The sequence below is a fragment of the Mesorhizobium sp. M1163 genome (assembly GCF_040318415.1).
Lineage (GTDB): Bacteria > Pseudomonadota > Alphaproteobacteria > Rhizobiales > Rhizobiaceae > Mesorhizobium.
The window spans coordinates 389,554-410,106 of record NZ_JAMYMF010000001.1 but is presented as its reverse complement, the minus strand read 5'-3'; the positions used below and the strand labels follow the sequence as shown (position 1 = coordinate 410,106).

General features: G+C 62.7%; 14 protein-coding genes and 1 tRNA gene. 10 read left to right on the top strand and 5 right to left on the bottom strand.

Annotated features, from left to right (window positions below; translation table 11 throughout):
* Window positions 1–36: 36 nt before the first annotated feature.
* Window positions 37–1,326 (bottom strand): isocitrate lyase, encoded by a 1,290-nt coding sequence (aceA, locus tag NKH43_RS01955; RefSeq protein ID WP_352856303.1) that lies wholly within the window; start codon window positions 1,324–1,326, stop codon window positions 37–39.
* A gap of 238 nt (window positions 1,327–1,564) precedes the next feature.
* On the opposite strand from aceA, the gene NKH43_RS01950 reads away from it, so the two are divergent.
* Window positions 1,565–3,016: a helix-turn-helix domain-containing protein gene (locus NKH43_RS01950; protein WP_023719400.1), complete on the top strand. Its 1,452-nt coding sequence runs from the start codon at window positions 1,565–1,567 to the stop codon at window positions 3,014–3,016.
* A gap of 43 nt (window positions 3,017–3,059) precedes the next feature.
* Here the strand turns inward: NKH43_RS01950 and NKH43_RS01945 are convergent, their stop codons facing one another.
* Window positions 3,060–3,851, bottom strand: coding sequence for a class I SAM-dependent methyltransferase (locus tag NKH43_RS01945; RefSeq protein WP_352716899.1), 792 nt, complete (start codon window positions 3,849–3,851; stop codon window positions 3,060–3,062).
* A gap of 201 nt (window positions 3,852–4,052) precedes the next feature.
* On the opposite strand from NKH43_RS01945, the gene NKH43_RS01940 reads away from it, so the two are divergent.
* From NKH43_RS01940 to NKH43_RS01920, 5 genes are all read left to right on the top strand, one after another.
* On the top strand, window positions 4,053–5,000 hold the full coding sequence (locus tag NKH43_RS01940) for a DMT family transporter (RefSeq protein WP_023719397.1): 948 nt from the start codon (window positions 4,053–4,055) through the stop codon (window positions 4,998–5,000).
* A 352-nt stretch (window positions 5,001–5,352) separates the two neighbouring features.
* Window positions 5,353–6,453, top strand: coding sequence for a polyamine ABC transporter substrate-binding protein (locus NKH43_RS01935; RefSeq protein WP_023719396.1), 1,101 nt, complete (start codon window positions 5,353–5,355; stop codon window positions 6,451–6,453).
* Between the two features lie 72 nt (window positions 6,454–6,525).
* Window positions 6,526–7,665, top strand: coding sequence for an ABC transporter ATP-binding protein (locus tag NKH43_RS01930; RefSeq protein WP_023719395.1), 1,140 nt, complete (start codon window positions 6,526–6,528; stop codon window positions 7,663–7,665).
* 9 nt (window positions 7,666–7,674) lie between these two features.
* A complete protein-coding gene (locus tag NKH43_RS01925; protein ID WP_352547847.1) occupies window positions 7,675–8,643 on the top strand; it encodes an ABC transporter permease subunit in 969 nt (322 codons plus the stop codon).
* Window positions 8,640–9,458, top strand: coding sequence for an ABC transporter permease (locus NKH43_RS01920; protein ID WP_023719393.1), 819 nt, complete (start codon window positions 8,640–8,642; stop codon window positions 9,456–9,458). Before NKH43_RS01925 ends, NKH43_RS01920 begins: the two co-directional genes overlap by 4 nt.
* 11 nt (window positions 9,459–9,469) lie before the next feature.
* On the opposite strand, the gene NKH43_RS01915 is transcribed toward NKH43_RS01920, so the two are convergent.
* Window positions 9,470–11,320 (bottom strand): AsmA family protein, encoded by a 1,851-nt coding sequence (locus NKH43_RS01915; protein WP_352856301.1) that lies wholly within the window; start codon window positions 11,318–11,320, stop codon window positions 9,470–9,472.
* 182 nt (window positions 11,321–11,502) lie between these two features.
* On the opposite strand from NKH43_RS01915, the gene NKH43_RS01910 reads away from it, so the two are divergent.
* Window positions 11,503–13,461, top strand: coding sequence for an acetoacetate--CoA ligase (locus NKH43_RS01910; protein WP_352856299.1), 1,959 nt, complete (start codon window positions 11,503–11,505; stop codon window positions 13,459–13,461).
* 272 nt (window positions 13,462–13,733) lie between these two features.
* Here NKH43_RS01910 and NKH43_RS01905 read toward each other — a convergent pair whose 3' ends face one another.
* Window positions 13,734–17,540, bottom strand: a complete 3,807-nt coding sequence (locus NKH43_RS01905) for a PAS domain S-box protein (RefSeq protein WP_352856297.1) — start codon at window positions 17,538–17,540, stop codon at window positions 13,734–13,736.
* A 253-nt stretch (window positions 17,541–17,793) separates the two neighbouring features.
* Between NKH43_RS01905 and NKH43_RS01900 the strand changes: the two genes are divergently transcribed.
* Window positions 17,794–18,252, top strand: coding sequence for a phasin (locus NKH43_RS01900; RefSeq protein ID WP_352482378.1), 459 nt, complete (start codon window positions 17,794–17,796; stop codon window positions 18,250–18,252).
* A 345-nt stretch (window positions 18,253–18,597) separates the two neighbouring features.
* Window positions 18,598–18,674 (top strand) — tRNA-His (locus NKH43_RS01895).
* 44 nt (window positions 18,675–18,718) lie between these two features.
* Here NKH43_RS01895 and NKH43_RS01890 read toward each other — a convergent pair.
* A complete protein-coding gene (locus tag NKH43_RS01890) occupies window positions 18,719–19,642 on the bottom strand; it encodes a LysR family transcriptional regulator (protein ID WP_352641486.1) in 924 nt (307 codons plus the stop codon).
* A gap of 186 nt (window positions 19,643–19,828) precedes the next feature.
* Here NKH43_RS01890 and NKH43_RS01885 point away from each other — a divergent pair, with 186 nt between their 5' ends.
* A complete protein-coding gene (locus tag NKH43_RS01885; protein WP_352856294.1) occupies window positions 19,829–20,533 on the top strand; it encodes an SDR family NAD(P)-dependent oxidoreductase in 705 nt (234 codons plus the stop codon).
* The last annotated feature ends 20 nt before the right edge of the window (window positions 20,534–20,553 follow it).

The window sequence follows — 20,553 nt, the reverse complement described above, 5'->3', positions numbered from 1 at the left end:
CCGTTTGGGCGTTCCCTCTGTTTGTCTGCTATTCCGCTATTCCGCTGCCGGCCTGAATTGGGCGTGCTCGGTCGATCCATGCATGGCCGTGGTCGAAGACTGGCCACCGGTGATCGCCATCGAGACAGCGTCGAAATAGCCGGTGCCGACCTCGCGTTGGTGCTTGGTGGCGGTGTAGCCATTGGCTTCCGCGGCGAATTCCGCCTGCTGCAGTTCCGAATAGGCCGCCATCTGCCGCTCCTTGTAGCCGCGGGCGAGCTCGAACATGCCGAAGTTGAGCTGGTGGAAACCGGCCAGCGTAATGAACTGGAACTTGTAACCCATGGCGCCGAGTTCCTTCTGGAACTTCGCAATCGTCGCGTCGTCGAGATTCTTCTTCCAGTTGAAAGACGGCGAGCAATTATAGGCAAGCAGCTTGCCGGGATGGTGCTTGCGCACACCCTCGGCAAACGTCCTGGCCTGCGCCAGATCGGGCTTGGAAGTCTCGCACCAGATCAGGTCCGCATAGGGCGCGTAGGCGACGGCGCGGGCGATGCAGGGCTCGATGCCATTGCTGACACGATAGAAGCCCTCCGCGGTGCGGCCGGCGCCATAATCGACGAAGGGCTGGTCGCGTTCGTCGATGTCGGAGGTCAAGAGCTTTGCCGCTTCCGCATCGGTGCGGGCCACGACCAGCGTCGGCGTGCCCATGACGTCGGCGGCAAGCCGCGCAGCGTTGAGGTTGCGGATGTGTGCAGCGGTCGGTATCAGCACCTTGCCGCCGAGGTGGCCGCATTTCTTCTCCGAAGCCAGCTGGTCCTCGTAATGGACGCCGGCCGCACCCGCCTCGATGAATGCCTTCATGATCTCGAAGGCGTTGAGCGGCCCGCCGAAGCCGGCTTCGGCATCGGCGACGATCGGCGCGAACCAGGTGTCGACCGACAGCCCCTTGCCTTCGGAAGTCTCGATCTGGTCGGCGCGCTGCAAGGTGCGGTTTATGCGCTTGACCAGTTCGGGCGCCGCATTTGCGGGATAAAGCGACTGGTCCGGGTACATGGCGGAAGCGGTGTTGGCATCGGCGGCGACCTGCCATCCCGACAGATAGATCGCTTTCAGCCCGGCCCGCACCTGCTGCATTGCCTGGTTGCCCGACATGGCACCGAGCGCGTTGACGAAATCCTCTTCATGGATGAGCTGCCACAGCCGGTTTGCCCCCATTTCGGCGAGGCTCTGCCGAATCTGCACCGAGCCGCGCAGCCGTCTCACGTCCTCTGGCGAATACGGCCGTTCGATGGCATCGAAGCGCCCTTGGGGCGCCGACGGGACAAGGTTGTAAAAATCGGTCATTGGTCACTCCAGGCTGGCTTTAATGCCGTTTCGGAAACGCCGTACAGAAGGAATATGTGCGCCGTGTGCGTGACATCATTTACATGTCGGCACTAGGCAAGCGAGACAAACTCCGAAATTGGCCATGAAATAAGAGAAAACCTGTGTTGTGTTTGACTGATGAGAGCTGTAAATTTGTCATGATTGTAAACGCCGCCATGCCATCAGCGGATGTAAAATTCTTGTCAAGGACAGTCGATTGGCCGACCATAAAATCTTTGCCGGGCCGCGCATTCGTCGCATCCGCAACGCCAAGGGCCTGACCCAGACGGCGATGGCCGAAGGGCTCGGCATCTCGCCGTCCTATCTCAATCTCATCGAGCGCAACCAACGGCCGTTGACGGTGCAACTGATCCTGAGACTGGCGTCCGTCTACAAGGTCGACCCACATGAATTGCAGGGCGAGGCGAGGGGTTCGGTCGCCGATTTGAAGGAAGTGTTTTCAGATCCGTTGCTGGCCGGCGAACTGCCAGGCGACCAGGAACTCATCGAGCTTGCCGAGGCGGCGCCCAACGCTTCCGCCGCTGTGATAAAGCTGTTTCGCGCCTATCGGGAGCAGGCCGCGCGGCTATCCGATCTCAACGAGCTGCTCGCGCGTGAGGGCAAAGCCACCGCACTCTCCGGCGCCCGGCTGCCGATCGACGAGGTGCATGAGATTTTCGAACGCCGGCCGAACCATTTTACCGCGCTCGAAGAGGAAGCCGAGGCATTCACGTCGGTGCTCGATCCCGGCGACGATCTGTTCAGTGCGTTGAAGGCTTGGCTGCGGCGTGAATTCGGCGTCGTCGTCAAGGTACTGCCGGTCGCCACCATGCCCAACTGGCGCCGTCGCTATGACCGTCACTCGCAGCGCCTGTTCCTGTCCGAGCGCCTGTCGCCATTCGATCAGCTGCGCGAGGTGGCTATGGAGGCCTGCCTGATCCGCATGAGCGTTGCTGTCGCTGTCGAGATCCAGGCGCTGAAGCTGGCCACGGACGAAGCCCGCCGGCTCGCCCGTTTCGAGCTCGGCCGCTATGCCGCGCACGCGCTGATGATGCCCTATCAGCCTTTTCACGCCGCTGCGGTCCGCGCCCGCTATGACATCGACATGTTGCGGTCGCGCTTCGGCGTTTCCTTCGAGCAAGCGGCGAACCGGCTGACCACGCTGCAGCGGCCGGGTGCGTCGGGCGTGCCATTCTTCATGCTCGAGGTCGACAGTGCCGGCAATCGCTTCCGCAAGGCGGGCAGCCACGGCTTTCCGCAAAGCCGCTTCGGCGGCGGCTGTCCGAAGCTGCCGGTCCATACCACCTTCGGCCAACCCGGCCAGATCCTGGTCGAGGCCGTGGAAATGCCAGATGGTGCGGCGTTCCTCTGCATCGCCCGCACGCTCGAAGGCCCGCAGGGCTCGTTTGCCGAGCGACCGCGCCGCACAGCGCTGCTGCTCGGCTGCGACATCGGTTTTCGCGATGAGATCGTCTATGGAGCAGCGTTGCCGGGGCCGGCCGCCATCGGCAAGGCCGGACAGAACGCCGCTGTGTCGGCTACGCCGGTCGGCGCTGCCTGCCGGCTGTGTGAACGCATCGGCTGCCTCGCCCGCGCCGAGCCACCGGTGACACGCCCGCTCGGCCTCGACGAAATGGTGACGGGACTGTCGGCGTTCGATTTTCAGTGACGGCAAACAGAGTTGCCGGGGATCGTGCCGCGGGCGCATTCTTCTATCGGCTACCGCTGCCTATCAGAACGTCCATTTCAATCGTCAGCGGCTCTCCAGGGCTCGGCGAAGCTAGCCCGCGCCAGACCTCCTCGCGCACGATGTGCTTCATATCCGGAGGAAGCTGGACATACTCCTGACCGCTCAATGTTGCGCCCTTGGCGATGCCGCTGAAATAGTCGTCGAAGGACGAGAACTTGATGGGCCACGTTTCGAGCTGGACGTCAATCTTTCGAAACCCGGCGCGATGGAGCAAGCTGTGCAAGCACGTCGCGTCAGGGATGGAAAAGAAGCGATTTAGCTTTTCAGCTTTCTCAGGGGCATAGCGGGCGATTACCGCACCTATTCTGGCGAACAACGAACGCTCTGGCGTCGTCGTCACGCTAACTGCAGTCCAGCCGTTGGGGCGCAGAACCCGGCGAAATTCCGAAAGCGCTCCAAGCTGGTCCGAGAAGAACATGAGCCCAAGCTGACAGGTCACTGCGTCGAACCGACGGTCCTCATAAGGAAGCGCGTGAGCGTCGAACGTAGCGAGGGTGATTGGCTGGTCTTTCAAATTGCGTTTGGCGGATTCGAGCATGGCCGGCGAGATGTCGCCGCCAATCACGGCGCCGGAAGGGCCTACAATGATGGCAGCGGCTTGCGCTGCCGCTCCGGTGCCCGTTGCGACGTCGAGCACGCGATGGCCAGGCGCAATCCGTGCTGCCTTCAGCAAGGACGGGATAAACGAGTTCGTCGCACGGGCGAACAACTCGTCATAGCCAATCGCCGCCGTTTTGTAGAATGGCTCATCCATGGGGGCGCCCTATACATTTGCACCGTACGTCGAGCATGGGGCGTCTGTCGATGATCGGGCATCTCTGTGCACCTGTCGGTGCGCCAAATGGAACACGATGCTGGATCACTCCCCATCCCCGTCTTTGCGTTACGCGATTAAGGCACGTTTCTGTCGTCCGCTGTGCATCGTGCCGCCTCGAAATCGCCGACAGTCCGACTCATGACCGACATATCATCACCGCAGATCGCTGTTTCGCCTCCGCGAAATGAGGAGCGTATCGGTTTCCTGCTGGTGTTCCTGTCGGCGCTGATGTGGAGCCTCGGCGGTACCATTGCCCGTTTCATCGATGCCGGCGACAGCTGGACGGTGGTGTTCTGGCGCTCGGTCTGGGCCGCCGCCTTCCTGCTCTGCTTCATGGTCTGGCGCGACGGCTGGCGTGGCACGCTGAAGCTGTTTCGCGGCATGGGCCTGGCCGGCCTTGCGGTGGCGTTTTGTTTCGCCACGGCGTCGACCTCTTTCGTCGTGGCGCTTGCATATACCACCGTCGCCAACATCCTGTTGATGCAGGCCGGTGTGCCGCTTCTGGCGGCGTTGTTTGCCTGGGCGCTGTTTCGCGAGCGGGTGGCCGTGGCGACCTGGCTGGCGATCGCCGCCGTCATTGCTGGCGTCGCCATCATGGTCTCGGAATCGCTCGATGGCGCCGTATCGCCGATCGGCGACGGGCTGGCGCTGCTCATTGCCGTCATGTTCTCGATCGCCACCGTCATCACGCGCCGCTTTGCCCATGTGCGTATGACCCCGGCGACCTGCCTCGGCACGATGCTGGCGGCCGCCTTTGCGGCATCGCAGGCGTCGGCACTGGGCGTTTCCAGCCACGACATGGGCTTCCTTTTTGCCTTCGGCGTGGTCAATCTGGGGCTCGGCCTCGCCTTCTTCGCCACCGGCGCCCGGCTTGTTCCGGCCGCCGTGGCGGCGCTACTCGGCACGTTCGAGCCGATCCTAGGCCCGATCTGGGTTTGGCTCATTCATTCCGAGGTGCCGTCGGCGCGCACCATCGTCGGCGGTGCGGTCGTCATCACGGCGCTCCTCGTCCATATCGGGCTCGAATTCAAGCGCCAGACGCGGCCGCAGCGGGCGGGCGTCACCGGTGTGCCTTCGCCTAATTGATGCAGCGCGCGCGCCAAAGCGAGATGGACCATTGACAATGTCGCAGCCGCGCGGGCAGGCTGCGATCACGGCAACAACAAGACAGGCGTATCTTGCCAAGTCTCCATGCCGGCTGCATCGAGGCCGGACAACATCGTCGTCTCCCTGCGCGCGCCGTAGCGAAAGCTTCTGACGGCGCCGCAACACCACCAGCGCCACGCCAAGTCTTCACTGTCGCCTCGTCGCCGAACCATAATGGCGCCGGCAATTCGCGCTTGTCGCCTGCCTGCAAGCTCAATACCCTGAAGCAAATGCCCAGCCGGGCGCACGCCGCGACGAGCTGGCGACGGAACACTCATCAAAGGAGAATAGCATGACCCGCAAAGCGCTCTGGCTTTCGGCGACTTCGGCGTTTCTGGCAGTTTTTACCTTGGGCGCGCATGCCGAGGACCGTGTCGTCAATGTCTTCAACTGGTCGGACTATATCGACAGTTCGATCATCGACGACTTCACCAAGGAAACCGGCATCAAGGTCGTCTACGACACCTATGATTCCAACGAAATTCTCGAAACCAAGCTGCTTGCCGGTGGTAGCGGCTACGATGTCGTGGTGCCGACGGCAAGCCCGTTCCTGGCCCGTCAAATCCAGGCCGGGGTATATCAGAAGCTGGACAAGTCGAAGCTGCCCAACCTTTCCAATATGTGGAACGTGGTGATGGAGCGGGTTGCGAAGTTCGACCCCGGCAACGAATACTCGGTCAACTACATGTGGGGGACCACAGGCATTGGCTACAACACCGAGAAAGTGAAGGAAGCCCTCGGCGTCGACAAGATCGACAGCTGGGATGCGGTCCTGAAGCCGGAGAATATCGCCAAGCTCGCCAATTGTGGCGTGTACTTCCTGGATTCGCCTACAGACATTTTTCCGACTGTGCTGAACTATCTTGGCCTCAAGCCTGACTCGACCTCTCCTGACGACCTTGCCAAGGCCACAGAACTCATGCTGAGCATCCGGCCTTCTATCCGCAAATTCCATTCGTCGGAATACATCAACGCGCTCGCCAATGGCGACATCTGCGTGGCTGTCGGATTTTCGGGGGATCTCTTCCAGGCCCGCGACCGTGCGGCGGAAGCGAAAAAGGGGGTCGACATCGCCTACACGATTCCAAAGGAAGGTGCGGAAATGTGGTTCGACGAAATGGCGATCCCGGCCGATGCACCGCATGTCGCCGAGGCACACGAATTTCTGAACTACATGATGAGACCAGAAGTTATTGCCAAATCCACCAACTTTGTCTTCTACGCCAATGGCAACAAGGCCTCTCAGCCGCTCGTCAGCAAGGAGATCCTTGATGACCCGGGCATTTATCCGGATGACTCGACGCTGGCCAAGCTGTTCACTGTCGGTCCATATGACCCCAAGACGCAACGTCTCGTCACCAGATCGTGGACCAAGGTCATCACGGGACAATAGTGATCTGACGCGACCCCGGTGGCTGACTGCCGGGGTCGTTTTTCAGGGGCAGAATCAGGCACGGAGTGGGACATGAAATCGCTTGGCAGCATCCGCAGGGATTTCGCGCCATGGAACGATCCGAATGCCAAGCCATACATCCAGTTCGACAACGTCACCAAGAAGTTCGGCGACTTCACTGCCGTCAACAATCTGTCGCTGACCATCTTCGAACGCGAATTCTTTGCCCTGCTCGGGGCCTCGGGCTGCGGGAAATCGACGCTGCTCAGGATGCTTGCCGGCTTTGAGGAACCGACCGCCGGCCGTATCCTGCTCGATGGCCAGGATCTGCGCGGCATCCCGCCATATCGGCGGCCGGTCAACATGATGTTCCAGTCCTACGCCTTGTTTCCGCACATGACGGTCGAGAACAACATCGCGTTCGGCCTCAAGCAGGAAGGCATGGCCAAGGCCGATATCGACAAGCGCGTCGCCGACATGCTGAAGCTGGTCAAGCTCGAGCAGTTCGCCAAACGCAAGCCGCACCAATTGTCGGGCGGCCAGCGCCAGCGTGTCGCACTGGCCCGCTCGGTGGCCAAGCGGCCGAAAGTCCTGCTGCTCGATGAGCCGCTTGGCGCGCTGGACAAGAAGCTGCGCGAGGAAACGCAGTTCGAGCTGATGGACCTGCAGCAGAACCTTGGCCTCACCTTCGTCGTCGTCACCCATGACCAGGAAGAGGCGATGACGATGGCCGACCGCATCGCCATCATCGACAAGGGCGAGGTGATGCAGGTGGCGACGCCGGCCGAGGTCTACGAGGCGCCGGGTTCCCGCTTCGTCGCCGGCTTCGTCGGCAATGTGAATATGTTCGACGGCAAGATCGCGGCTGGCGAGGCCGGCAGCGCAAGCATCGACGCCGGCAACGGCATCACCATCCGCACCGAAAATGCCGGCCGTGCCGCCGCCGGAACGTCCGTTACCTTTGCTATCAGGCCGGAGAAGATCAAGGTTTCCTCCACGAAACCGGCTGGTGCCGTCAACGCCATCGAGGGCGAGGTCTACGACATCGCCTATCTCGGTGACATGACCATCTATCACGTCAGGCTGGATGACGGTCAGGTGGTGCGGGCGAGTACCATGAACGCGGCACGCATCACCGAGGATCCGCTGACCTGGAACGACCGCGCCTGGGTTTCCTTCCGACCCGACGCCGGCGTCGTGCTGACACGGTAGGGACTGATCATGTCCGCTGTCACCGCCGCAACAAGCTCCTCGGCAAGCGCTGCCGGCAAATCCGCCTTGGCCAGGCTGGGAGCGGCTTTGCTTAGCCGTCTCGTCATCATCATCCCCTACCTTTGGCTGCTGTTCTTCTTTCTCGTCCCCTTTATCATCGTCTTTAAGATTTCGCTGTCGCAGACCGCGATAGCCATGCCGCCCTACACGCCGGTGCTCGATTTCCGCGACGGCGTTTCCGGGGTTGTCGCGTGGTTTGGCGCGCTCAATTTTGACAACTACATCTGGCTGACGCAGGACGCGCTCTACTTCAACGCCTATGTGACGAGCGTCATCGTCGCCGCCATCTCGACGGTCCTGACGTTGGTGATCGGCTATCCCATCGCCTATGGCATGGCACGCGCTCCGGCGACGATCCGCCCGACCTTGCTGATGCTGGTGATCCTGCCGTTCTGGACCTCGTTCCTGATCCGTGTCTACGCCTGGATCGGCATTCTCAAGCCCGAGGGCCTGCTCAACGAGTTGCTGCTCGCCACTGGCATCATCAGCCATCGGCTGATCATCCTCAACACCTACACGGCGATCTTCATTGGCATCGTCTACTCCTATCTGCCGTTCATGGTCCTGCCGCTCTATTCGGCATTGGAGAAGATGGACAATTCGCTGATCGAGGCCGCCAAGGATCTCGGCTGCCCGCCGACCAGCGCCTTCTGGAAGATCACCTTCCCGCTGTCGCTGCCCGGCGTCATCGCCGGCTGCCTGCTGGTGTTCATTCCCGCCGTCGGCGAGTTCGTCATCCCCGATCTGCTCGGCGGCTCGCAGACACTGATGATCGGCAGGACGCTGTGGAGCGAATTCTTCGGCAACCGCGACTGGCCGGTGTCGTCTGCCGTTGCCGTCATCTTGCTGCTGCTGCTGATCGTGCCGATCATGCTCTTCCAGCGAGCCCAGGCGCGTGCCCAGGAGCAGGACCTATGAACGCTACCTGGAGCCGCTTCAACATCGTTTCGATCGTGCTCGGCTTTGCCTTTCTCTACCTGCCGATCGTCCTGCTCGTCGTGTTCTCTTTCAACGAGTCGAAGCTGGTCACCGTCTGGGGCGGCTTCTCGACGAAATGGTACGTGTCGCTGTTCCACAATCAGGGTCTGATGGACGCCACCTGGGTGACGGCGCGCGTCGGCGTCATCTCGGCCACCGTGGCGACCGTGCTCGGCACTCTGGCGGCGCTCACCCTGACGCGCTACACGCGCTTTCGCGGCCGGCTGCTGTTTTCCGGCATGGTGTTTGCGCCGCTGGTCATGCCGGAAGTCATCACCGGCCTGTCGCTATTGCTGCTCTTCGTCGCTGTCGGCTTCGACCGCGGCTTTCTCACGGTGACGCTTGCCCACACCACGCTGACCATGTGCTTCGTCGCTGTGGTGGTCCAATCGCGCCTGATCACGTTCGATCGTTCGCTGGAAGAAGCCGCGATGGATCTCGGTGCGCCGCCGGTAAGGACCTTCTTCCAGATCACGCTGCCGGTCATCATGCCGGCGATCGTCTCTGGCTGGATGCTGGCCTTCACGCTCTCGCTCGACGACCTGGTTATTGCCAGCTTCACCTCGGGGCCCGGCGCCACGACGCTGCCGATGAAGATCTACAGCCAGGTCCGCCTTGGCGTGACGCCGGAAATCAACGCGGCGTGCACCATTCTGATCGCGATCGTCGCAGTTGGCGTGATCATCGCTTCGCTCGCAAACAAACGCCGCGAGGTGCAGCGCCAGCGCGACGAGCAGGCGGCGCAGCGAGGTTGAGTTCCTGCTGCTTACTCGCCTGAAACACCGCGACTTATCGGCGAGATGAACGGCGTGCTCCAGGTGCCGCCGACGAAGAACGACGACTGCTTGGGCGCTTGGCCGTTCGTCTGCGTGGCAGCCTGGCTCGGCTGGACGATGCCGCCGGACAGCGCCAGCCCGCGTCCGGCATAGGATGCGATGCCGGAAAGCCAGATCTTGTATTGCGCGGAATTCACCTCGGCCTTGTCGATGCGCGCCACGCCGTTCGAAACGCTCGCCTTGAGCTCGGCCCCGTCGATCGGCAGCGTTCCGTCCGAGACGTCGTCAAGCGCAAAGAATCCACCCTGTTCGGTGTGCTTGAGGAACGCCGGCAGGTTAAGCCGGCTCAGCGCACCCGCGCCGAAGGTCGCGGACAGCGAGCCATTGGCGTTTTCGAAAATGGAGTCCCAGGTTCTGCCCGGCCCCTTGAGGATGACCGAAACGGTTCCGGTGCCGATCGGCACCAGCCGCGTCATCCCGGCCGCGGTGCCGAAAGCGCCGCCGTCGATGTCGGAAGCAAGCAGCCGGATCTCGACTTCCGTGCCGGCGGGCTTGCGGTCGAAACGGACGCTGCTTTGGACGTTGCCGCCAAAGGCGGATGCATCGGAGATGTCGAAGACGGCGAGGCCGTTCTTGACCTGGGCGGTGGCGGCGACGTCGGCAAGCTGGATTGCACCTGCCGTGGCATGCGCGGCGGACAGCCTGAGATCGAGATTGATCCGGTCGGCGAAGCTTGTGTCGATCTCGCCCGGGCCGGCGGCGCCGGCGGATGGTACGGGGGTAAAGGCGGAGAGAAACGATCTGAGGTCGAGCGTATCGAAGGCAAGTGTGCCGGAGATCACCGGCAGTGCCTCGCCGTAGGTGAAGTCCAGCGCGCCCATTCCGGGGTTGTTGTCGAGGGTCAGGGCCGTATTTTCGAATTTGATGCGCCCGGCCGTCGCCGTGATCTTGCTTGAAACCGAGATCGAGCCGATTGCCGCACCGGGCGCGATGCCGGCCTGCGACCATTCGAGCACGCGTCGCAGCGAAGGTGCGGCAAATTTTGCCTGGCCGTCGAAATAGCCGTTCTCCGACATGCTGGCCAGCCCGTCGAAGGAAAAGCTGGCCGGCGCCGCCTTGAAGGAAAGCGTGACCGGTGCTGCGCCGCCGCCAAACAGCACAAGCGGGTTCGGCGATGCGGCGTCGACGGAAACGCTTTCGCCGCGCCATATCCCGGTCGCCGACAGCGTCGCATTGCTGTTCATCGCGGCCCAATTCGCCTGGCCGCTCAGGCTGCTCAATATCTCCTGGTCCTTGCCGCCGATGGCGGCGACCACGCGGCCATCCCTGAACTCGACTGTGCCGAACGGATCTGCCGGCAGCTTGCCGAGATCCGGCTTGGCGGGATTTGTGTTGATCACCGCGCGGGCAGCATCGATCGAACGCGTAATGCGCCCGCCGCTCGGAATCGCAGGCAGGAAAAACCCGCTCGCGGTACGCTGAACCCTGATCGTCGGTCGCACCAGCCGCGCAGTCGAAAACACCACGTCGCCACGCAGCGCCGCCATAGCCGAGAGGTCGACCTCGACCCGCTCGGCCTCGATCACAGGCGGTGCATCCGTCTCTGTCCATTGCGACAGCGTCACGTCGCTCAGGATCGCCCGGAAATTCGGCCAGACCTCGATGCGCGGCGCGCCATCGATGGTGACCCTGAAACCGCTCCAGGCGCTCATTTCCCACGCGATGCGGTCACGCACGATACGGGTCGAGGCGATCAACGGCAAGGCTGCGACAACCAGCGCGATGACGATGACGGCTGCGCCGATCGCCCATATTCCGCGTCGGATCAAAGGTGATGGCATATCGCCCCGTATGCTTCCATTCCGACAAAATCGCCCGACGGGTGTAACCGACGGCTGACGCATTTCAAGTCTTTATGGCCCGGCGATGGCATTTGCGCACACCCTGACCGGCGCGGTCCAACAAAATCTTGCTCTGCTGGATCGCGATATGCATAAGCGATGCAGCCTGCGGAGGAACAATGATGGCTGACGACGCACCGCTCTGGATGCCGACGCAAGAGCAGATCGACGCAGCGCCGATGACCGCCTTCATGAACGCCGCGGCGAGCAGGGCCGGCAAGGCTTTCTCCTCCTATGCCGACCTGCATCGCTGGTCGATCGATGACCGCGAGACCTTCTGGAGCCTGGTCTGGGACTTTTGCGGCATCGTCGGCGACAAGGGCGAACGCGTGCTGGTCGATGGCGACAAGATGCCCGGCGCGACCTTCTTCCCTGACGCGAAGCTGAACTTCGGCGAGAATCTTCTGAAGAAAACCGGGCTTGGCGACGCAGTCGTCTTTCGCGGCGAGGACAAGGTCGAGCGGCGGCTGTCCTGGAACGAGCTGCATGCGCTGACCTCGCGCCTGCAACAGCTCTTCCTGTCGCTCAAGGTGAAGAAGGGCGACCGCATCGCCGCGATGATGCCGAACATGCCGGAGACCGTTGCGGCGATGCTGGCTGCCGCCTCGATCGGCGCCGTCTGGTCGTCCTGCTCCCCCGATTTCGGCGAGCAGGGTGTTCTCGACCGGTTCGGCCAGATCGAGCCTGTCGTCTTCATCGCGCCGGACGGCTACTGGTACAATGGCAAGGCGATCGAAGTCGCCGACAAGATCGCGGCTGTGGTGGCGAAGCTCGCCACCGTGCGCAAAGTCCTGATCGTCGATTATCTCGGCACGTCGACCGACGTCGCGGCAACCATCGGCAAGGCGGCTGCGCTGGAGGAGGCGCTGTCACCCTTTGCCGCCAGGCCTGTCAGTTACGAAAGGCTGCCGTTTTCGCATCCGCTCTACATCCTGTTTTCGTCAGGCACGACCGGCATCCCCAAATGCATCGTCCATTCAGCCGGCGGAACGCTGATCCAGCACGTCAAGGAAGAGCGGCTGCATGCCGGCCTGCTCGACGGCGATCGCTTCTTCTATTTCACCACCTGCGGCTGGATGATGTGGAACTGGCTGGTGTCGGGCCTGGCGTCGGGCGCCACCTTGCTGCTCTATGACGGCTCGCCTTTCTACCCGGACGGCAATGCGCTGTTCGACTTCGCCGATGCCGAGAAGATGACCTACTTCGGCACCTCGGCCAAATTCATCGATTCCGTGCGCAAGGCCGGCCTGAAGCCGATCCACACGCATGATCTTTCCAGTGTGCGCACCGTCTCCTCGACCGGCTCGCCGCTGTCGCCGGAAGATTTCCGTTTCGTCTATGAAGGCATCAAGAAGGACGTGCATCTCGCCTCGATCTCCGGCGGCACCGATATCGTCTCCTGCTTCGTGCTCGGCGTGCCGATCGAACCGGTATGGCCCGGCGAGATCCAGGGACCCGGCCTCGGCCTTGCCGTCGACGTCTGGGACGATGATGGCCGTCCGCTTCGCCAGGAGAAGGGGGAGCTCGTCTGCACCAAGCCGTTTCCGGCAATGCCTATCGGCTTCTGGAACGACCCTGACGGCAAGAAATACGAGGCCGCCTATTTCGAGCGCTTCGACAATGTCTGGTGCCACGGCGATTTCGCCGAATGGACCGCCCATGGCGGGCTGATCATCCATGGCCGTTCCGACGCCACGCTCAATCCGGGCGGTGTTAGGATCGGCACGGCGGAAATCTACAATCAGGTCGAGCAGATGCCGGAAATCCTCGAAGCGCTATGCATCGGCCAGGATTTCGACAATGACGTGCGTGTCGTGCTGTTCGTGCGGCTGGCTGCCGGCGTCGAGCTCGATGCCGAGCTGGAAAAACGCATCCGCGCGAAAATCCGCACCGGGGCGAGCCCGCGCCATGTGCCGGCCAAGATCGTCGCCGTCAGCGATATTCCGCGCACCAAATCGGGCAAGATCACCGAGCTCGCGGTCCGCGACATGGTGCATGGCCGCGCCATCAAGAACAAGGAAGCGCTCGCCAATCCCGAAGCGCTCGAGCTGTTCCGCAATCTGCCGCAGCTTGCCGACTGAGCATGAAGCCTGGGCTGGAACCGGGTCATGGTTAACGAAATGTCTCCGCGGAATTTACCTAGATTTCATGAGTGGTACACATTGGTAAATTTTCCGGCGTGCCGGTAAGGATTTGTTAAGGCCCGGCATCGATAGTCGTGCGTAACTTGAGGGAGAAATCCCGTTCCTCTTAGCCCCCAGAGGATCTGATTCGCTCAAGCCCCCGTTGTGACAGCAATTCTATCATTCAAGGCGTCCCATTGGACGCCTTTTTTCTTTGCGCAGCCATAGACCTAACCGGCCAGCACGCGGGTCGAGGGGAAGGCGACTTCGACCAGGGTTCCCTCGCCGGGCGTCGAGTTGATGGTGAACCGGGCACGGTTCGCTTCGACCATCGCCTTCGTCAGCGGCAGCCCGAGACCGGTGCCGTCGCCGCGGCCGCGCTTCAGCGCGTTGATCTGCTTGAACGGCTTCAGCGCCTGTTCGATCTCGGACTGGCTCATGCCGATGCCGGTATCGCGCACGCGCATGACGACGTCGCCGGAGAGCTCATAGGCGGTCGACACGATCACCTGGCCGCCGGCCTGCGTGTAGCGGACGGCGTTCGACAGGATATTGAGCGCGATCTGCCGCACGCTGCGCAGATCGGCCACCACTTCCGGCAGCCGCGAGGCGAAGCTGGAGCGGATGATGACGCGCTCCCGGTTGGCTTGCGGCTGCATCATCGCCACGGTCTCGGCTAGTGTGTCGTTGAGCGACACCGCCTCATACGCCATCTCCTGCTGACCGGCCTCGATTTTCGAAATGTCGAGTAGGTCGTTGACCAGATCGAGCACGTGGTTGCCCGAACGGTTGATGTCGCGCAGATAGTCGCGATAGCGGTCATTGGCCACCGGCCCGAATTTCTCGTCCACCATCAGCTCGGAAAAGCCGATGATGGCGTTGAGCGGCGTGCGGATCTCGTGGCTGATGCGGGCCAGGAAATCCGTCTTCTGCGACGAGGCGCGTTCGGCGACCGCGCGCGCCTGGGTCAGGTCCTCTTCGGCGCGCTTCCACTGGGTAATGTCGCGCACCACCGCGCAGAAGCCGCTGTCGTTGGGCAGTCTGCCGATGGTCATGAACAGTGGGATGAAGCGCCCCTGCGCCTCGCGTCCGATCACCTCGCGGCCATCGTTCATCACGCTTGCAACGCCGGGCTCCGACAGCCCGTCGAGATAGTCACGCGCCGCGCGCTGGCTTTCGATCGCAAACAGCGAGATGAACGGTTTGCCGGTCACCTCGTCGCTGTCGAAGCCGAACAGCGCTTCCGCCGGACGGCTAATTGAACGGATCGTTCCGTTACGGCCGATCAGCACGACGCCGTCGGTGGCGGTATCGATGATGGTGCGCATTTCGGCGATGCGCGCCTTGAGCTCGGAAACATCCGGCCGCGTTTGGTCGTCGGCGGCGCCATGTGGAATGGCTACTGCTTCGTCGTCGCCGGAACGGCGTACGACCAGCATCAGCGCCTTGCCGTTTCCCCAGGGGACGGAGCGTAAAATCGCGTCGATCGGAAACTCCTGACCGTCGCGCGTCTTCAGCCGCAGAGCGCAGTCGCTGCCGTCGGAACTGCCGTCGTCGGCATAAGGGTCGGCAAACAGCGCGCCGAGCCCGCCGGCCTCGTCCAAGGCATTGAGCGTCGCATAGCCGGTCAGGCCGAGGAATTCGTCGTTCGCGTAGTGCAGCTGGTCGCCGGAATGGATAAGCACCGGCACTGGCAGCTTGCCGAGGATCGAGGTATCCGGCCCCTTGTTGTCCTCTCCGGCAAACGCCGACGGCACGAAGCCGTTTAGTTTGAGCGGTGGTGCCTGCGGCCGCCCGATGGGCGGCGCCAAGCCGGCATCGCCGGCTGCGGCTTCGCTGTCATCGGACCAATCTTCGCTGTCCTCGGCGTCGCGGAAATCCTCCGCTGTCATGCTGTCGTCGTCTTCGCCATCCCGCGGCGCTTCGGCGCCGATCGTTCGACGGTTCGTGCTGGGCTCGATGCCTTCCTGGGCTTCGTCGCTGGGTTCGCGGTCGGCATAGTCGAGCAGCGACCCGGAGGCAGGGCGTGCGACGGGTTCGCCGGCTTGCGTCTCTTCTGCCGTCTCGTCGCGCTGCTCGCCGTCGAGCCGGGCGAGGTCCTTCTGGTCCTCGGCATCGGCCTCGGGCGGTTCGGCCGCCTCGCTTTCCGGACCTGGCGCCGGCATTTCACCCTTGTCCGTCGGACCGGCTTTTTTCAGCTTTGGCTCGCCGGCCTTGCCGGCTGCCTCAACTTTGGTCGCGGTCTCCGCAGCCGGCTTCGGCTTCTCGGCGCTGGGCTGTTCGTCTACCGGCTTTTCGGCCGGGGTGCTGTCCTTCTTGAGACGCTCGCCAATCTCGCGAAACGCGCTGCGTTCCAGCGTCGACAGGCCCTTGTCGTTGGCCGGCTGCCGGTGCTCGGCCAGCCGGATCACCTTGTCGGCAAAGCGCCGCTCGGGCTTTGGCACGATGGTCAGTGCCGGCACTTCGCCTCGGAACGGATCGGCGGCTTTCGGTGTCTCGGGGATAGGTTCAACGGCTTCCGGCCTGACGCTCGCGGCAGGTTCCTCCTCGGCGGCAAGGGCCATGCCGGCCGCGTCCGGATCGACCACCGCATCGCCGCCGCGGGCGACGCCGAAACCGCGAAAACCTTCGAAAACGCGGCTGCGGCTGTAGACCGGGAGTGCCGCCAGATCGACGGGTATCTTCAGATCGGTGCCGGCGACCGGCCACAGCACGGAGCGGCCGGACCAGGTGTCGCGCCGTTCGAGCAGGCCGGCGATCTCGCCTGAAGGATCGAGGCCGTAGGCGGCTGAAACGTCCTCGAAGCGGCGGCCGATCACGTCGGCTGCGGGCTTGCCGACGAGTTCGGCAAATTCCGGCGACAGGGCACTGAACCGGCCCTCTGCGTCGGTACGCCAGACGAAACGCATGGGCGCGGCCGTACGATCAATCGCGGGGCCGCGGCCTTGGGCCTGGGAAGCGGCTTTGATCGCTTGTGTGGCGCTTTCCTGCGGGGCGTCCAGACCGGCCGGCGAAGCGGCGGGGCTGGCTGGTGTCTCGGCTTCGCCGAACACACCTGCCCCGGGCGGGACCTGCGTGTCGTCGCCCGCATTGAAGTACCAATGGTCATGCTGCGTCGGCGTTTCGCCAGCCGTGTGCTGATTGTCGGCCCCCGAGACCTGCTTGGCTGTGTCGGCAGGCTCGTGCTCCGCCGATGCGGAGCTGCCTTCGATCGCCGCAAGGTCGATCTCCGCCGCGCCGGTGGTGGTGATTGGCGGCTCGGCGATTGGCTGCTCGTTGTCCTGGTCCGTTGGTTGGGGAAGACCGCTCGGCGCCGCTGCTGCCTCGCTGCCGGGTCCCGCGACGGCGCGCTCGCCAACAGGGGCCCCGCCGTCAAGCCGGTCCTCGTCGATCACCACCAGCAGGTGCCGCTCGTCTGTCAGACGGGCAAGGCCTGCCGGATAGGAGCTGGATCCGCCCGGAACCAGGCGCTTGACGATGCGGTCGCTGTCGTTCGCCACGTCGGCGACAAGCGCGGCCAGCGTCTCAGGCCGGATGCCGAGCGACGAAAAGCCGTCCGACGCGGCGTCGATATTGCCCTTGGCATCGACAAAGGCGATGTAGTGGCCGTCTTCGGTAAAGCCGCTGATGGCGCGATCGGCGATCTCGGCCGCGCTGCGCGAGCCGGTCTGCGCCGCCGGCAACGCCAGCATGATTGCTTCCTCGCCATCGGGCATGGTCACCGCGCTGGCCCGGAAACCAACCGCGCGGCTGGTCAGCCCGGTAGCCAGGCGGACCGTGATGGCACGGTCGCGGCCGATCCGCGGAAAACCGCTGGTTGCCATGATCTGGCGCCTGGCGATCAGCGGCAATCCTGCCGAAGCGCCGATGATGGCTCCGATGTCCGGATAGCCGAATACCGCTGCGCCGGGGCCGTTGGCCCATATCACCTGCTCGAGATCTGCCGACAGAATGGCGATCGCGTCGCCGGCGGCGAACCGCAGGCGGACCGCGTCGAGCACGGCAACATCGAGGAAGGAGTAGTTTTCAGCCGGCATGCGCTTGGCGACCCTCACAGAGCGGGCAATTTGCGGTTAACGCTTTGTTAATAAAAGCCGACGGCGCGAAGGTCCACAAGTCATAGCGTGCAACCAGCGGAATCTCTAGGCGCGTGGTTAACGTCGCGAAACAAATAATCAATGGTGCGATGCAACAAACATGTTGCAATGCACAAAATTTGCCTTTATATTGCCACGATAGATGAACGAGACGGCTTTCTGTCAAAGCCGCTGCCGCTGAAAAGGATGGAAAATGTCCAGGACCAAGACCGCCGACACGATCGAAAACGTTGAATTCCCAAGCTTCGACGCTTCCAAGGCCACCGATCAGATCCGCGCCTTCGCCGAAAAGGGCGTCGAGCAGTCGAAAGAGGCCTATGCCAAGCTGAAGACCGGCGCCGAGGAGACCCAGAAGGCTCTGGAGTCGACCTACGAGACCGCCAAGACCGTTTCCAGCGACCTGTCGCTCAAGACCATCGCCGCCCTGCGCGCCAATGCCGAGGCCGGCTTCTCGCATTTCGAAGCCCTGATTGGCGCCAAGTCGCTGTCGGAAGTCGTCGAGCTGCAGACTGCGTTCCTGCGCAAGCGCGTCGAAATGACCGTTGAGCAGGCCAAGGACTTCCAGGCGGTTGCTGCCAAGGCGGCCGAGGACGTATCTAAGCCGATCAAGACCGCCTTCGAGAAGGCCGTGAAAGAAATTAAGATCGCCTAATATTTGCACACAGTTTGACGATGCATCAAAAGGTCGCATTTCGTCAGACAAATAGATGTGCGATATAGCGATTTAAGCGAATACCCGGCGGGTGGAACCTCCTCCCTCTGCTCACCGGGATAACCAGCCAGCACCTCCTCCCGCTGGCTCGTAACAGGAAAAGGCCGGCACCTCCTCCCGCCGGCCTTTTCTTTGTCCGGCGAAAAATGACGCGATGCCGGAGCGATCTTTTGCTTTGCCAAAAGCCTTGAATTAAACTCCGATAGCCCGTATGGACGCATCGCCGAACGACAGAGCGGGTCCCGGAGAATGAACGTTCCGTCTGGATATCGCTCGGGCAAGCGTGCCGTTGTAGCTCAGATGGTTAGAGCGCCGGATTGTGGATCCGGAGGTCGCTGGTTCGATCCCAGCCAACGGTACCATTCAGCTTTCAGCCAGGTTTCTGACCAATAGCGCCAAGCGATCTCTACGACCCTGGCGCGGTCACCTGCGATCCCGCCTGACGCGCACCGCGCAGGTGATCCACAAGGGCTCTCAGCTTCGGCGCGATATTCCGTCGGCTGGGAAAATAAAGATAGAAGCCCGCAAACGGCGGAAAATAGTCGTCGAGGATTGGCACAAGCTCGCCGCGGTCGATCCAGGGGCGGAATGTGTCCGCCATGCCGAACGTGATTCCGGCGCCTGCAACGGCCAGCCGGATCATCAGCCACATGTCGTTAGTGGTGATCTCGGGCGCAACCGCCACGTCGAACTCGCGCCCGTCCTCGCCAAACTCCCACCGATAGGGCGAAACTCCCGGCGCCGGCCGCCAGCCGATACAACGATGAGCCACAAGCTCGCGCGGATGGGCGGGTGCTCCGAACTTTTCGAGATAGCGCGGGGCGCAGACGGCCATCTGTCGCTGATCGCCCGATACCGGCACGGCAATCATGTCCTGCTCGATCACTTCGCCGAGCCTCACGCCCGCATCATAACCTTCGGCAACGATGTCGAATTCCTCGTCGGTGACCACGATATCCAGATGCACCTCGGGAAATCTTTCTGCAAAGGACGCCAGCAACGGCCCTGACAGAAACGTCTCCGCGATCGACGAAACCGCGATCCGCAGCCGGCCGCGTGGGCGGTCCAGAAACTCCGTGGTGGCTTCGATTGCCGCGTTCACGTCGGCGATCGCTGGTGCGACGCTCGCCAGCAGGCGCTCGCCCGCCTCGGTCAGATTTACGCTGCGTGTCGTGCGCTGCAGCAATGCGATCCCCAGGCGCTGTTCAAGCCTGAGGATGCTCTGGCTGACCGCCGAGCGCGTCACGCCCAGGCGGTCTGCCGCAGCGCGGAAATTGCGTTCCTCGGCCACTGTGGCGAAGACGGCAATTGCATTGAGATCGATGTCCATTGGTTAGTTAAACTTACCATCGAGGTTAACAGCGGGCGGGTTGTCGCGACAATGCCATGGCTCTATCTCTGTCGCAATGGCAAGAAAGGCTTGATCCTCCCGATCCAAGCCGATGCCGGATGACCAAGGAGATAACCCATGACATCACTGCCTTCCTCCTGGAACCTGGATGGAAAAGTCGCCCTCGTGACGGGCGCGGCACGCGGCATCGGCCGCTGCACGGCGGAGCTGCTGCGTGCCAGGGGTGCCCGGATCGTGGCAAGCGATCTCAGCGACACTGCACGTGAATTGGAAGCCGAGGATGTGGCAACCCTGGTCGGTGATGTCGCTGACGAGGCTCTGGCCAGACGCTCGGTCGAACTCGCGGCGAAGCGCTTCGGACGACTGGACATCGTCGTGAACAATGCCGGTCGTACGCTCAACAAACGTCTGACGGAGACCTCGGTCGACGACTATGACCGCATCCTGCAGATCAATGCGCGCGGCAGTTTTGTCACCGCCCGGGCTGCGGTGGAGTTGATGGCCGCCGGCGGTGGTGGCGCGATCGTCAACGTCTCATCGATCTCGGCGGTTGCGGCCTTCGAGACGCAGGCGGCCTATGCATCCTCCAAAGCCGCTGTCGCACAGCTGACCAAGGTGATCGCGATCGAATACGGGCGCATGGGCATTCGCTGCAACGCCGTTGCCCCTGGCGTGATCGAAACCGACATCATGGAAGGTGTGGTGGAGAATGGCCGGGAGATGCTGCGCAGCTTTGGCAACGCGCATCCGATCGGCCGGATCGGCCAGCCGCAAGAAGTTGCCGAGGCCATCGCCTTCCTAGCCTCGCCGGCGTCCAGCTTCATCACCGGGGCCCTGCTTCTGGTTGATGGCGGCTACACCGCCCAGTGACCCAAATAAGGCTGGCGCCC

Bases quoted from the DNA above. Each gene is read 5' to 3' on its own strand.
- NKH43_RS01940 (WP_023719397.1), top strand. From the start codon at position 4,053: ATGACCGACATATCATCACCGCAGATCGCTGTTTCGCCTCCGCGAAAT.
- aceA (WP_352856303.1), bottom strand. From the start codon at position 1,326: ATGACCGATTTTTACAACCTTGTCCCGTCGGCGCCCCAAGGGCGCTTC.
- NKH43_RS01910 (WP_352856299.1), top strand. From the start codon at position 11,503: ATGGCTGACGACGCACCGCTCTGGATGCCGACGCAAGAGCAGATCGAC.
- NKH43_RS01930 (WP_023719395.1), top strand. From the start codon at position 6,526: ATGAAATCGCTTGGCAGCATCCGCAGGGATTTCGCGCCATGGAACGAT.
- NKH43_RS01935 (WP_023719396.1), top strand. From the start codon at position 5,353: ATGACCCGCAAAGCGCTCTGGCTTTCGGCGACTTCGGCGTTTCTGGCA.
- NKH43_RS01945 (WP_352716899.1), bottom strand. From the start codon at position 3,851: ATGGATGAGCCATTCTACAAAACGGCGGCGATTGGCTATGACGAGTTG.
- NKH43_RS01925 (WP_352547847.1), top strand. From the start codon at position 7,675: ATGTCCGCTGTCACCGCCGCAACAAGCTCCTCGGCAAGCGCTGCCGGC.
- NKH43_RS01920 (WP_023719393.1), top strand. From the start codon at position 8,640: ATGAACGCTACCTGGAGCCGCTTCAACATCGTTTCGATCGTGCTCGGC.
- NKH43_RS01905 (WP_352856297.1), bottom strand. From the start codon at position 17,540: ATGCCGGCTGAAAACTACTCCTTCCTCGATGTTGCCGTGCTCGACGCG.
- NKH43_RS01890 (WP_352641486.1), bottom strand. From the start codon at position 19,642: ATGGACATCGATCTCAATGCAATTGCCGTCTTCGCCACAGTGGCCGAG.
- NKH43_RS01900 (WP_352482378.1), top strand. From the start codon at position 17,794: ATGTCCAGGACCAAGACCGCCGACACGATCGAAAACGTTGAATTCCCA.
- NKH43_RS01915 (WP_352856301.1), bottom strand. From the start codon at position 11,320: ATGCCATCACCTTTGATCCGACGCGGAATATGGGCGATCGGCGCAGCC.